The 14101-nt window shown below is 33.9% G+C and carries 13 protein-coding genes; 6 read left to right on the forward strand and 7 right to left on the reverse strand.

Annotated elements, in window-relative coordinates:
- The first annotated feature begins 88 nt into the window (after nt 1-88).
- The 4 genes from LNP81_RS02265 (at nt 89) to LNP81_RS02280 (ending at nt 6482) form a co-directional block, all read left to right on the forward strand.
- Nucleotides 89-3250, forward strand: coding sequence for a SusC/RagA family TonB-linked outer membrane protein (locus LNP81_RS02265; protein ID WP_230033120.1), 3162 nt, complete (start codon nt 89-91; stop codon nt 3248-3250).
- A gap of 18 nt (nt 3251-3268) precedes the next feature.
- Nucleotides 3269-4729, forward strand: a complete 1461-nt coding sequence (locus LNP81_RS02270; protein WP_230033121.1) for a SusD/RagB family nutrient-binding outer membrane lipoprotein — start codon at nt 3269-3271, stop codon at nt 4727-4729.
- Nucleotides 4730-4903: 174 nt separating this feature from the next.
- Complete coding sequence (gene rlmB / locus LNP81_RS02275) at nt 4904-5638, forward strand: 23S rRNA (guanosine(2251)-2'-O)-methyltransferase RlmB (RefSeq protein WP_230033122.1); 735 nt, start codon at nt 4904-4906, stop codon at nt 5636-5638.
- A 43-nt stretch (nt 5639-5681) separates the two neighbouring features.
- Nucleotides 5682-6482: a DUF2490 domain-containing protein gene (locus tag LNP81_RS02280; RefSeq protein WP_230033123.1), complete on the forward strand. Its 801-nt coding sequence runs from the start codon at nt 5682-5684 to the stop codon at nt 6480-6482.
- Nucleotides 6483-6488: 6 nt separating this feature from the next.
- On the opposite strand, the gene LNP81_RS02285 is transcribed toward LNP81_RS02280, so the two are convergent.
- Nucleotides 6489-6995, reverse strand: a complete 507-nt coding sequence (locus LNP81_RS02285; protein WP_230033124.1) for a hypothetical protein — start codon at nt 6993-6995, stop codon at nt 6489-6491.
- A 66-nt stretch (nt 6996-7061) separates the two neighbouring features.
- On the reverse strand, nt 7062-7826 hold the full coding sequence (locus LNP81_RS02290; protein ID WP_230033126.1) for a rhomboid family intramembrane serine protease: 765 nt from the start codon (nt 7824-7826) through the stop codon (nt 7062-7064).
- 152 nt (nt 7827-7978) lie between these two features.
- Here LNP81_RS02290 and LNP81_RS02295 point away from each other — a divergent pair, with 152 nt between their 5' ends.
- The gene (locus tag LNP81_RS02295) at nt 7979-9256 is read left to right on the forward strand and encodes a replication-associated recombination protein A (RefSeq protein WP_230033128.1); all 1278 of its coding nucleotides are present in this window, start codon (nt 7979-7981) and stop codon (nt 9254-9256) included.
- Between the two features lie 15 nt (nt 9257-9271).
- Here LNP81_RS02295 and LNP81_RS02300 read toward each other — a convergent pair whose 3' ends face one another.
- Genes LNP81_RS02300 through LNP81_RS02315 form a run of 4 tightly spaced genes read right to left on the reverse strand, consistent with a single transcriptional unit; the run spans nt 9272 to nt 11870 of the window.
- Nucleotides 9272-10018, reverse strand: coding sequence for a hypothetical protein (locus LNP81_RS02300; RefSeq protein ID WP_230033130.1), 747 nt, complete (start codon nt 10016-10018; stop codon nt 9272-9274).
- Nucleotides 10019-10020: 2 nt separating this feature from the next.
- Complete coding sequence (locus LNP81_RS02305; RefSeq protein WP_230033132.1) at nt 10021-10707, reverse strand: YjjG family noncanonical pyrimidine nucleotidase; 687 nt, start codon at nt 10705-10707, stop codon at nt 10021-10023.
- A gap of 3 nt (nt 10708-10710) precedes the next feature.
- Nucleotides 10711-11400, reverse strand: coding sequence for a RadC family protein (gene radC / locus LNP81_RS02310; RefSeq protein WP_230033134.1), 690 nt, complete (start codon nt 11398-11400; stop codon nt 10711-10713).
- Nucleotides 11400-11870, reverse strand: a complete 471-nt coding sequence (locus LNP81_RS02315; RefSeq protein WP_230033135.1) for a GNAT family N-acetyltransferase — start codon at nt 11868-11870, stop codon at nt 11400-11402. Before LNP81_RS02315 ends, radC begins: the two co-directional genes overlap by 1 nt.
- Nucleotides 11871-11999: 129 nt before the next feature.
- Between LNP81_RS02315 and LNP81_RS02320 the strand changes: the two genes are divergently transcribed.
- Complete coding sequence (locus tag LNP81_RS02320) at nt 12000-12626, forward strand: DUF1287 domain-containing protein (RefSeq protein WP_230033136.1); 627 nt, start codon at nt 12000-12002, stop codon at nt 12624-12626.
- Between the two features lie 112 nt (nt 12627-12738).
- Here the strand turns inward: LNP81_RS02320 and LNP81_RS02325 are convergent, their stop codons facing one another.
- Entirely contained in the window at nt 12739-14094 is a 1356-nt protein-coding gene (locus LNP81_RS02325) for a UDP-N-acetylmuramate--L-alanine ligase (protein ID WP_230033137.1), read from the reverse strand.
- Nucleotides 14095-14101: the final 7 nt, after the last annotated feature.

Below are 14101 nucleotides of genomic sequence, written 5' to 3' on the forward strand. Positions count from 1 at the left end.
TAAACTATCATCAAAAAAACCATCTAATCCATTAGGAAAGTTAACGAATAATTAAGAGTTTTGTCGCACTAATTCAAAATATTTAAAAATGAAACTAAAGTTCAATGGATTCTTAGTGCTTTTATTAGTACTAATTGCGCAACTTACTTTCGCGCAAGAAAGAGCTGTTTCTGGAACAGTTTCTGACAATACAGGAATGCCTTTACCAGGTGTTAGTGTATTAGTTAAAGGAACGAAGACAGCAACACAAACTGATTTTGACGGAAAATATTCTATCAAAGCAGCACCAAACCAAGTATTAATTTTTAGCTACATTGGGATGCAATCCCAAGAACTTGCTGCAAGTTCGTCTAACGTTAATGCAAAACTAAAAAACGATTCAGTAGAATTGGAAAGCGTTGTAGTAACTGCATTAGGTATCAAAAAAGAGAAAAAAGCATTAGGATATGCTACTCAAGAGGTTAAAGCTGCAGAATTAACAAGAGGAAACAACAACAGCTTAGCTGGGGCTCTTCAAGGAAAATTAGCCGGGGTACAAATTACTCCTTCTAGTGGTGCTCCTGGAGCTTCTTCTCAAATTGTTATTCGTGGAGCTCGTTCTTTTACAGGAAACAATACTCCTTTGTATATAATTGATGGTATGCCAGTAGCATCACAGGCTGATTACAGCACTGGAAACAGTGTAACTGGATCAGATCTTGCTAACAGAGCAGTTGATATCGATCCAAACGATATTGAATCTATCAATATCCTTAAAGGACAAGCTGCATCTGTAATTTACGGACTTAGAGCTTCAAATGGTGTAGTAGTAATTACTACAAAAAGTGGTAAAGGAGCTTCTAAAAGCGGAAAACCTACTATAAATTTCAATAGTTCGATTACTGCAGATGATATATCTAGAAAAATTAATTATCAAGATGAATATGCACAAGGCACAAATGGAGTATACGGTCCAACAAATTCACTTTCTTGGGGTCCTAAAATTTCTTCATTACCAAACGACCCAGCATACGGAGGTAACGTACCAAACACTTTAAACGGAATGAATGCAGGAGCTCATCCTGGTAAATATTACGTACCACAAAGAGCATCAGCAGGTTTAGACCCATGGGTAGCTCCTAAAGTATATGACAATTTTGGTGATTTCTTTAAAACAGGAATAACAGTTAACAACTCTTTCAACTTAACACAAGCTACTGAGAAAAGTAATTATGCGTTTAGTTTGGGTTCATCAAACCAAGATGGTTTTATACCTGAAACTGGTATGGATCGCTACAATGCAAAAGCGGCTTTTAGTACAAAATTGGGAGACGAATGGAAAACTGGATTTGTAGGTAACTATGTTAACACTAAAATCTCAAAAGCCACAGGAGCAAATGACTCATCTGTTGCAGGTGCATTCGCAAGTCCAATAAGCTACGATTTAAAAGGAAATGGATTTGCAACTCCAACAGATCCTTATAAACAAATTTATTACAGACCAACAGGTTTCAACAACCCATATTGGGCAGCTAAAAACAACATATTTGACGAGCAAACTGATCGTTTCTACGGAAATACATATGTTGAATTTACGCCAGTAATTTCAGCAAACGACCAACATAAAATAACATTCCGTTATCAACTTGGTGCTGATACTTATACAACGAACTATAGAGATATTCAGGAGTACGGAAATTCGCAAACTACAGCAGGTCACTTAGATCTTTACGGAATTTCATCTAGAACTATCAACTCATTATTCACTGTGAATTATGAATATAAAATTTCAGACGACTTAAACTTAACTGCTTTACTTGGTAATGAGATTAATGACAGATATAACAAATCATATGAAATGATTGGAAATGACCTTAATTTTGGTGGTTTCCCTAATTTGAAAAATGCACGACAAACAGTTGCAACGGATGAAATTCGTCAAAACAGAACTTTTGGTGTATTCGGAAACGTAAACCTTTCATACAAAAACTTTATCTTCTTAGCTGGTACAGTAAGAAATGATATTGTATCTTCAATGCCAAGAGATAACCGTTCATTTACATACCCTTCTGTATCGTTAGGTTTAGTACTAACTGAATTGGAAGCTCTAAAAGGAAATTCAACATTATCTTTTGCTAAACTTAGAGGATCTTGGGCTGAAGTAGGTCAAGCCGGTGACTATTATGATAACTACTATACTGTACCTAGTTACTCAGGTGGTTTCTGGTTAAACGCTCCTGTAAACTATCCACTTGGCGGTACAAATTCATACATACCAAACAATGTAATGTATGATCCAAACTTAAAACCTCAAAACACAAGATCTTACGAATTAGGTGGTGAATTCAGATTCTTTAAAGATCGTATAAGTGTAGACTATACTTATTCAAGACAAGATGTAATAGATCAAATTTTCAGTGTACCATTAGCAGGTTCAACAGGAGCTGCCAATTTCGTAACAAACGGAGGAAAAATTCATACTAATAGTCACGAATTAACCCTAAGTGTTGTACCAGTTAGAACTAATGATTTCGAATGGACAATATCTGCAAACTATACTCAAATTGACAACTTTGTAGACGAATTAAAAGAAGGAGTACCAAGTATTACTTTAGGAGGATTTACAACACCACAGATTAGAGCTGGTATTGGAGAGCGTTTCCCTGTAATTTACGGGACAGCTTTCGCAAGAGATGCTAACGGAAATATTTTAGTTAATGCTAATGGATTACCTATATCAGGAGTTACTAAATCACTTGGCGAGGTATCACCAAAATTCAATTTAGGAGGAACAACCGCTTTCAGATACAAAAAAATAACTCTTGCAGCTACTTTTGACTGGAAAAACGGAGGAAAAATGTACAGCGGAACAAATTCACTACTTGACACTTACGGATTAAGCGCTAAAACAGGAAACCGTGATGAATTAGTAGTTCAAGAAGGAGTATTAGCAAACGGACAACCAAACACAAAAGGGGTTACTAAACAAGCACTTTATGATGCATATAGTAACATTCATGAAACTGCTGTATATGACGCTTCTTTCGTAAAATTAAGAGAAATATCACTAGGATATACTCTACCACAATTTTCTGCAGGATATAACATACGTGTTAATGCGTTCGCAAGAAACATTTTATTATGGGCCAAAATGCCAAACTTAGATCCAGAGTCCTCTCAAGGAAACAATAATATGGCCGGAGGTTTTGAAAGATTATCTGTTCCACAGACAACAAGTATTGGAGTTGGAATGAATCTAACAATTAATTAATATAATTCAAAAAAAATCATGAAAAAATATAAAGTCATCTTACTTTTGGTGATTGCGTCACTTTCATTAAATTCTTGTTCAGAGGATAAAATGGACGAAATCAACAAAAACGTAAACGATCCCAAAGATGTACCAACTCGCTTCGCTATTACTGACGCTATGACGAGAACTGCATTTAGCAATACTGGTTCAGATATCTCTTTCTATACTGGTGTTTATGTAGAATTAAATGCAGGAGGTTTTAACCAAATGTATAATGCAGAAACAAGAAATGGCGAGCCTAAAAACCAGACCACTTTCAACAACTCTTGGAACAATATATATCAAACAATGTATAACCTAAAGTTGATCATCGATAAATGTAAAACTGGTGACGAAAAGGGCAACTACAATACATTAGGAATGGCACAAGTTCTATACGCATACAACTTAGCTTTACTAACAGATATGTTCGGAGATGTTCCTTTCACTCAGTCATTTCAACCTGGAGTAATTTTTACTCCAAAAATAGATCGTCAGGAAGATCTTTACAAGATCATTTTCGCAACTCTAGAAGAAGCTATTGTTAATTTAGGAAAAACAACAACACTTTACCCAGCTACAGGATCCCAGGATTTAATATACGGAGGAGACAATGCTAAATGGGCAAAAGCAGCTAATGGCTTACTAGCTCGTTACACATTACGTCTTTCTTTCAAAAACCCTGATTACGCAAAGGTATTAGATTATGTAAGTAAATCTTTCACAGATAACAAGGGAGAATTTGCAATGAAAAATGTTAGTATTCCGAATCCATACTTCGAATTTGATAATCAAAGAGGATACCTATTTGCAAGTAACAGTTTACATGATAAGTTAATTGCAAGAAACAATGATCCACGTGCTGATGCTTATTTTGAGAAAATTGAAAAAACAAAAGGAGCTCCTCTTACTTACGAATTTTTCATTCAAGGTGTTAGCCCTCAAAGTCAAAACTATTCTTATTCAGGATTATTAAACAAAACCAATCCAATCTTTATGTTAAGCTACCATGAACTATTGTTCATAAAAGCTGAAGCAGAAGCCAGAAATTCAGCTGCTGTAACAAGCACAGCTAGTTTGACTGCAGCAGTAAAAGCCGCTTTCAACAAAACTGAAGATATTAATTTTGCAGATGAAGATGCATCAGCGTATGTTGCTGGATTAAATATTGTAACTAATGCTGATTTATTAAAAGAAATTGCTGTACAAAAATATCTGGCATTCTACGAAAACGAATCTGCTGAAGCATATAATGACTACAGACGTTTATTGGCAATGTATGGATCAAAAGCTGCGCATCCAATTCAATTGGCAAACCCAAAGAACGCAACTGAGTTCCCACTTAGATTACCTTATGGTGACTCTGACGTATCTGCAAATGAAAACGTGAAAGCAGCATATGGAGATGGAACATACGTATATACACAAAATGTTTGGTGGGCTGGAGGTACTAGATAATAGTATTCTTTAGATCTAAAAACAACTTCAAAAAAGGGCACTTATCTTATGATGAGTGCCCTTTTTACTTTTAATGGCCACCAAAGCCTTTTTGTCAAAATAGAAAACAAACACTTATGCCACTCTCTTTTCAGAGTGATTTTTTTTTGCAAACATTATCCCTATATTTGTCCCATGGAAAAAGAACATCAAATATTTGGAATTAGAGCCATTATAGAAGCAATTCAAGCAGGTAAAGAAGTCGATAAAGTATTCATACAAAAAGAGATTTTAGGAGAATTAATGAAAGACTTAATGAAAGTGATGAAACGCGCTAACATTAATTTCTCATACGTACCTGTAGAAAAATTAAACCGATTAACTCCAAACAATCACCAGGGAGCAGTGGCAACCATATCCCCTATTGTATTTATAGAACTGGAACATTTGGTTGAATCAACCATTGCATCTGGAACTAAACCTTTATTTTTAATATTAGATCAGATTTCTGATGCTCGTAATTTTGGAGCTATTATCAGAACAGCAGAATGCACTGGTGTAAACGGAATCATTGTACAAAAATCTGGTTCTGCCCCAGTAAACGGAGACACAGTAAAAACATCCGCAGGAGCTGTATTTAATGTGCCAATTTGCAAAGTCGAACATATCAAAGATGCTATTTTCTATCTTCAGGGCTCAGGAATTAAAACTGTTGCCGCAACTGAAAAAACAGATCAGAATATTTATGACGTTACATTAAACGAACCTGTAGCTATTATTATGGGATCTGAAGAAAGAGGAATAAACCCTTCTGTACTTAAAATCGTTGATGAAAAAGCAAAATTACCAATGTTTGGATCAATAGGATCTTTAAACGTTTCTGTTGCTTGTGGCGCATTTTTATACGAGACTGTTCGCCAAAGAAGCTAAATAAGTATTGAGGAATTAGGTTGACAAATAAATATAATAATTGATGTCTTTAAAGCCTTCTCATAACATATTATCAAAAAAGACCGGTTTAATACTTGTAATTTTATTGATTACAAGTATTAATTACGGACAGACTACTACATATAATCAATTTTGGAATGAAATTCAATTTAACAGAACGATCAATGAAAAATGGTCTGCTGAATTAAATCTGGGAGCTGTATATAGCAGCACTGAATCTTCATCAAATATTTTCCAACAGAACATACAACGTTCTGCACGAGTTTGGGGACATTACTACTTCTCTCCCCGTTGGAAATTTTCTTCTTTTCTCGCTTACAATTACAACAAAGATGTTCCCGAGATTGGTCAGTTTAAGTCTCCCGAAGTTAGATTTGCTTTACAAGGAATTTACTATTTTCACAAAACAGGTTACACATTAAGTACCAGAATGAGAATGGAATTGAGGCATATGCGAAATGAAGAAGGAGATTATGATAATGTTTTAAGATATCGCCAACAAATAAAATACATTCAGCCAATAAACAGTAAAGTTTTAAGAGAAGGTGTTGTCTATGCAATTGCTTCAGATGAGCTCTTTTTTAAATCAGGAACAAAAGTAACCGGCCTTAGCTTTTTTGATCGAAATCGTCTAAATCTTGGTGCCGGATATTTATTTACTGACGACATACAAGTCGAAGTAACATATGCCAACGAATACCTCCCCAGAGACGAGGGAAATCAAATTGTCAATGCGGCATCTTTGACTGTTACTTTTAATAATCTATTTAAAAACTTGAAGAAAAAGTTACATCATAAAAACGAAGCTTCAAGTGAAGATTAGTACTTTTTATTTATCATCTTTTTTCAAAAAACAAGCCAGCTGTTTTACTATAGCATCTTTATGTAATTTGAAATCATAATTACGAACGAACTCTGTTCCTTGCATATTAATTTCAGCTACAACAGCTTCAAACTTAGAAAAAGCCTCAATATCTTTTTCATCTATTAAATAAAGTACTTGCAGCACTGAATCGTTATTCCTGTATTGCGTATCGTAATGGCTAAGTTTATAGACTTTTTTATCGGCAAGATGAATAACTAAATCATCCTTAATTTTAATTCCATCCTTTTTAGCGGGAAATGGCGAAGGTTGCAGCGCTATAAAAAAATGCTCTTTATCTGTTACGATATTAATTTTTAATGATTTCGACTTCGTTGTATAAAAATCAGCAGGATCAAAATAATATGTCATAGTAGCATCAGCAAGAACCCGATTCTTTACATCGCATTGTGCATGGTTTTTTGAACTAATTAAGAGTAATAAAAAAACAATTGCAGAAGTTATTTTTCTCATAACACATTGATTAAAATTAGAACACTAACAAAAATACTCTTTTTAAATTAATCCAAATCGTGTCATTTAATTTTTATATCCTGATTCTGTTTTGGTTACAGTATAATTAACCGAAACATCTGAATTGTAATAAGTCGAAAAAAATTCCGGTTCTTCTTCTGGTATTTCTGTATTTACAAAATTTCCGTTTTCATCAAAATGTTTCATGAACGCATCTTCATCCGGATTAAAATCAGGTTTTTGCCATTCATAAACTATAGGTTTTGCATACTCTGGAGTTTTGTAAAATAAAGAGATCACAAATCCGGTAATAAAACCAGCCAAATGCCCTTCCCAGGAAATTGTTTTATCAACATCTGGAAAAACATACCAAATCATTCCTCCATATAGTAAAATCACTGATAGTGAAAGTGCCACTAAACGATAATAACCAGTTTGAATTCCTTTAAAAAAAATAAAACTTACCAAAACATAAATCAGTCCACTTGCGCCAATATGATAATTTTCACGACCAATAACCCAGGTTATTAAACCTGAAAATAAGATTCCGAAAGCAATAACAGAAAAAGATTGTTTGGGGTAAAAAAATTGCATGGCCGCCAATAATACTAATAACGGAATGGAGTTGTTATATAAATGATCTAAATTTTCATGAATAAAAGGACTAAACAAAACACCTTGTAAACCTGAAAAGTCACGAGGATAAATACCATGTTGATAAAAATCAAAATCGAAGCGGATTTGCACCCAATAAACAATCCACAGAAAAAGAACAAAGAAAAGAGGAAGACCAATAACGGCATTCGAAAACTTAAAGTGGTTATCATTCATTGTTTTTGGAAATAAAGTTAAAAAGACAATATCAAAAAACTATCCAATTACAATTTACTGATAATTTGTCAGCTAAAGCCTTTATGCCCTTTGTTATGATTTGTAACCCTTTTTTAACTATGAAATTAAAATTGAAATAGTAATTTTACAAAATGGAAGCACCTTTAGCCGAGCGTATTCGCCCACAACAATTAGAAGATTATATTAGTCAGAGTCATTTGGTTGGACCAAACGGTTCGCTAACGCAACAAATTTCGAAAGGAATCATTCCGTCATTGATATTTTGGGGGCCTCCTGGAACTGGAAAAACAACTCTTGCACAAATTATTGCCCAGGAATCAAAGCGACCTTTTTACATCCTGAGTGCAATAAATTCAGGCGTAAAAGACATTCGTGATGTAATCGAAAAAGCAAAACAAAGTGGCGGATTATTTACGGCAAAAAATCCTATTTTATTTATTGATGAGATTCACCGATTTAGTAAATCACAACAAGACTCACTTTTGGCAGCAGTCGAAAAAGGATGGATCACACTTATTGGTGCAACAACAGAAAATCCTAGTTTTGAAGTTATTCCTGCATTATTGTCACGTTGCCAAGTCTATATACTAAATGCTTTTACAAAAGCAGATCTAGAAGCTTTATTACATCGTGCCATGAAAACAGATACTTATCTGGCTTCAAAAAATATAATATTAAAAGAAACAGAAGCTCTACTAAGACTTTCTGGCGGAGACGGACGAAAATTATTGAACATTTTCGAACTGGTTATTAATGCTTCTGCAGGTGATGAAATAATTATCACGAATGATAGGGTTTTTGAACTGGTACAACAAAATACCGTTTTGTATGACAAAAGTGGCGAACAACATTATGATATTGTTTCGGCATTTATAAAATCAATTCGCGGCAGCGATCCAAATGGAGCAGTTTATTGGCTGGCAAGAATGATTGAAGGTGGTGAAGATGTGAAGTTTATTGCGAGAAGAATGCTTATTTTATCCAGTGAAGATATTGGAAATGCAAATCCAACCGCTTTTATAATGGCAAACAATACTTTTCAGGCCGTAACTACCATTGGTTATCCTGAAAGCCGGATCATATTAAGCCAATGCGCTATTTATTTGGCAACATCTCCCAAAAGTAATGCTTCGTATATGGCAATTGGCAATGCGCAGCAATTGGTAAAACAAACCGGTGATTTACCTGTCCCTATTCATTTAAGAAATGCTCCTACTAAACTAATGAAAGAACTAGGTTATGGCGATGATTATAAATATTCGCACGACTATGCTAATAATTTTGCCGAGCAGGAATTTTTACCTGATGCTGTAAAAGAAACGGTTCTTTATAATCCAGGAAGCAACTCTAGAGAGAATAGCAACCGTGAATTTTTAAAGAACCGTTGGAAAGATAAATATGGTTATTAAAACCTTATTTTATTTTTAGAATTTCACTACAACTTTTTCAGATACTAATTGATCATTCTTGTAATACTCAAAAAACCATTGATTGTCCTTTGCGTTCAATGATCCCTGAATACCATCTTTTATAGCAATAAATGAATCCGGGCGAGATGTTTTTAACAACTTCATTACCACTTTAGGAGTTTTGTCAATTAATTGATATCCATTTTCTGTAGGTTGTGCATACAATAAATTAGGATCTGTCATATCTGCAACCGGAGCTGATACAATTGCTGTTGCGGCCACAGTGTGAACAGTTGCAGGAACCGAAGCTGTTGCAGTTTTTACAGTATTGGCTCTTGTACCATTATACTTATATTGTAGTGCATTTATAGAAACAAATGCCAATTCAAGACTTTCTCTATAAGCTGTTTCATATTCTTTCTCCTTGCTTTTTCCTACTTGTGAAGTATATATAACTTTACCGTAGCAATCTTTAAATTCTACAAAAAGTTTAGTAACTAAAAAACCGTTATCTCTTTTTACATCAACATATAATAAATCACAACGATCAGCAAATTCTGCAGGAAGTTGTTCATTACCATAAAAAGCCTGAAAACCAGCTTTAAGTAAATTTGCCTTAGTCATCGTTGACAATCTATATTGGTTTTCTGTTTTAAGAAAATCATATTTTAATGGCACAATAACAGCTTTGTAATCATTAACAGATTGCGAAAATCCAATAACTGAAGTAAGAAGTGCAATCAACAAAAATTTTATTCTCATAATCATAAATATTTTTTAAGTTCTAATAAATGGTTTATTTGTTTAATATTCTCCGGCGCTATAACATTCTTTTCATTAAAGAAAATAGCATCTAAACCAGCATTTAATGCGCCGTTGACATCAGCGTCAAGACAATCGCCTATCATAATACTATTCTGTTTCGAAGCTTTTGCAATATTTATAGCATAATCAAAGATAATACTATTTGGCTTTTTCACACCTGCGAGTTCAGAATTTGTTATAGTATTAAAATAGCCTGTTAGCGCAGCATTATTAATTTTCTTATCCTGAACCTTGGCAAAACCATTTGTAATGATATGCAAGTTGTATTTAGGCTTTAAATATTCTAAAACTTCAATAGCACCTTCAAACAAATGATTATTATCTGTTAAGTATTCAAGATAATCGTTCGAAATCTGATCGATACTTTCATCTGAAATACCAACATTTAGAGCATCAAAAGAAAACTTTAATCTGTTGTATCGCAATTCAACATGCGAAATTTTATCATTTTGGTATAACCTCCAGCATTCCTGATTTATTGGGGCATATTTCTCTATAAAATCCTGAATTTTGATTTCAGGAAATCTGGTTTTAAAAATTCGATCGAAAGCCATCTCTGAGTTTTTATCAAAATCCCAAAGTGTATGATCTAAATCAAAAAAAACATCGGTAATATTTGTCTTCATCTGTTAAAAAATTCCTTCATCTACAAAACTATAATATTTTGTTTCAGTAATAATCAAATGATCTAAAACTTTAACATCTAAACTATCACCTGCTAATTTCAGCTTCTTTGTAATTTCTTTGTCAGCCATACTGGGCTCCAAATTACCTGATGGATGATTATGGCAGAAAATCAGGCCTGTAGCACCATTTTCCAATGCTAATTTAAACACAAGACGTACATCGACAATCGTACCTGTCATTCCTCCTTTACTAAGTTGCGATTTAGAAATTATTTTATTAGAATTATTCAGAAAAAGCACCCAAAATTCTTCATGTGCTAATTCCCCAATAATGGGCTGCATCATTTCGAATACCAGTTTACTAGACGTAACTTTTATTAAATCAACTGCATCTTCGGCTCTTCTGCGGCGACCTAATTCTAAAGCAGCAATAATTGTGATTGCTTTGGCCTCTCCTATTCCTTTAAAATTAATCAATTGCGCAACAGACATTTTACCTAACGCGTTCAAACTATCAACACTCGACAAAATTCTTTTGCTCAAAGCTACCGCTGATTCATTTCGACTACCTGAACCAATCAAGATGGCAATAAGTTCAGCGTCGCTTAAGGCTATTTTGCCTTTTAACATTAATTTTTCACGAGGTCTGTCATCTTCAGACCAATTTGTAATAGGAAAATGAGCTGCTTCCATTATTGTATCGTATTAATAGATTTACTCATGCAAATACTGTTCGGTAAACCAACATAAGGCTCATAGTTTTCTACGATCTCAAAACCTACTTTTTTGTATAAACTTATAGCTTCTGTCTGTTTGAACAGCGTTTCTAAAATCATAGTTTCAAAACCTTGATAGTTTGCTTCAGTTTCAAGTTCTTTGATAACAAGCTGAGCCAGGCCTAAACCTCTTGCTTCTGGCGAAACAAACATACGTTTTAACTCAACTGTATTTTGATCATATTTTTTAAAACAGCCACTCGCAACAGGTTTGTCATCTAAATAAATAAGAACGACATTTGCGTTAAACTCGATCAGATTGTTACCCCAATAATCTTTCTTTAACTCCGGATATCGCTCCCATAAAAAAGTATCGAATATTTTTATTAATGATATAAAATCAGAGTTTTCGCTTGTGGTTTTTACAACCTTTATTCTTGAATTCATTTTACTTTAATCTAAAAGGCTAATATATCTAAAAATAAGAAAAATCAGTCACAAAAAGTAATTACTATTTTCAAATTAATTAACTTTAGAAGCCAAAATACTCTTAACCAAACTTTTGTCATATTCCAAATGAAATTTCCATACACACTATTAATAACTTTTTTATTATTGTCATGTAATCAAAAAGAAAAAAGTATCTCTTACTCGCAAACCGCACCAACAGAAGCGAAAAATTTTGCCGAGAAATTATCCAATGCAGCAATATCAATAATTGACCCTGCAATAGATTATGATCCTGCTTATTTTTCTATCGAATATCCTAACGGAGATGTACCCAAAAATAAGGGCGTTTGCACTGATGTTATTATTCGTTCATATCGAATATTAGATATCGATTTGCAAAAAGAAGTTCACGAAGATATGATCGAAAATTTCTCTAAATATCCAAATTTAGAAAAATGGGGAATGACAAAAACAGACACTAATATCGACCATAGAAGAGTTCCTAATTTGGAAATTTTCTTTGAAAGAAAAGGAGAAAAACTTCCCATAACCCAAGATCCAAAAGATTACAAAACAGGTGAAATCGTAACCTGGCTCATTAATAACAAATTACCACATATTGGAATCGTTACCAGCAAAAAATCCAGTGACGGGAAAAGAAATCTCATTGTACACAATGTTGGCAACGGACAAGTTTTGCAGGATTGCTTGTTTGAATATAAAATTGTGGGACATTATAGGTATTGGAAATAAGGATTAAATAAAATTCCAATAGAAAAATTCCAAATTCCAATTTAAACTAAAAAAAATGCCAATTGCAAAACTGCAATTGGCATACTATCTCATTCTCAAATTATCTAATTAACTACTCAATTAAACCTTTTACGTCGTCAAAGTTTAATCCTCCGTAATTTCCTGAACTCATCAATAACAAAGCAGAATTATCAAGATTTAAATTGAAAAGATATTCTTTGAACTCTGCAGGATTAGTATAAATAATTAAATCTTTACGATTAAAAGCTGTTGCAATTTGGTCGTAAGTTACTTCTTCGAGTTGTTTAATTTTTACAGCATCCGGAGAATAGAAAACTACAGCAACATCTGCATATTCTAAAGCTCCTTCATATTCTTTCAAAAATTCGGCGTTTAAACTACTATAAGTATGCAATTCCAGACAAGCTACCAAAGTTCTGTTTGGGTATTGCTCTTTTACTGCTTTTGTGGTTGCAGCCACTTTACTTGGCGAATGCGCAAAATCTTTATAGGCAACTTTTCCTTTTCCTTCTGCAATTTTTTCTAAACGTTTAGATGCTCCTTTAAAACTCGCAATTGCTTCGTAAAAATCAGCTTCGTCTACGCCCATGTTTTGGCAGATCCATTTGGCTCCAGCCAGATTATTTAAATTGTGTGCTCCAAAAACTTCAATTGGCATATCGCCTTCCGGAGTTTCTAATAACGTCACACCATCGTTTACACTGTATTTTGGAGTAGTATAAGCCAGTTTACGAATAGGGTTTGTAGCAGCTTCAGCAACACGCTTTACTTCAGCATCATCTTCATTATAAACCAGAATTCCTCCATTGGTAATTTTAGCAATAAAAATTTCGAATTGCTCTACATAATTTTCATACGTTGGAAAAACATTAATATGATCCCAGGCAATTCCTGAAATCAAAGCAATGTTAGGCTGATACAAATGAAATTTCGGACGTCTGTCTATAGGAGAAGATAAATATTCATCACCTTCCAGAACCATAAAATCATTTTCTTCGGTAAGATGTACCATCGTGTCGAAACCTTCAAGCTGTGCTCCTACCATATAATCAACTTCGATATTATGATAATGCATAACATGCAAAATCATCGAAGTAATTGTTGTTTTTCCGTGAGAACCTCCAATTACAACACGCGTTTTATTTTTAGATTGCTCGTATAAAAATTCAGGATACGAATATATTTTCAAACCTAATTCCTGCGCTTTTAGCAATTCCGGATTATCAGCTTTGGCATGCATTCCTAAAATTATCGCATCAATATCAGCGGTTATTTTTTCAGGAAACCAACCTAATTCAGCCGGCAGAATTCCTTTTTTCTCTAATCTTGATTTTGATGGTTCAAAAATAGCGTCGTCGCTACCCGTAACTTTATATCCTTTATTATGTAATGCTAATGCTAAGTTGTGCATAGCGCTCCCGCCTATTGCGATGAAATGTGTTCTCATTTAAGTT

It is taken from the genome of Flavobacterium piscisymbiosum, assembly GCF_020905295.1.
GTDB classification, from domain to species: domain Bacteria; phylum Bacteroidota; class Bacteroidia; order Flavobacteriales; family Flavobacteriaceae; genus Flavobacterium; species Flavobacterium piscisymbiosum.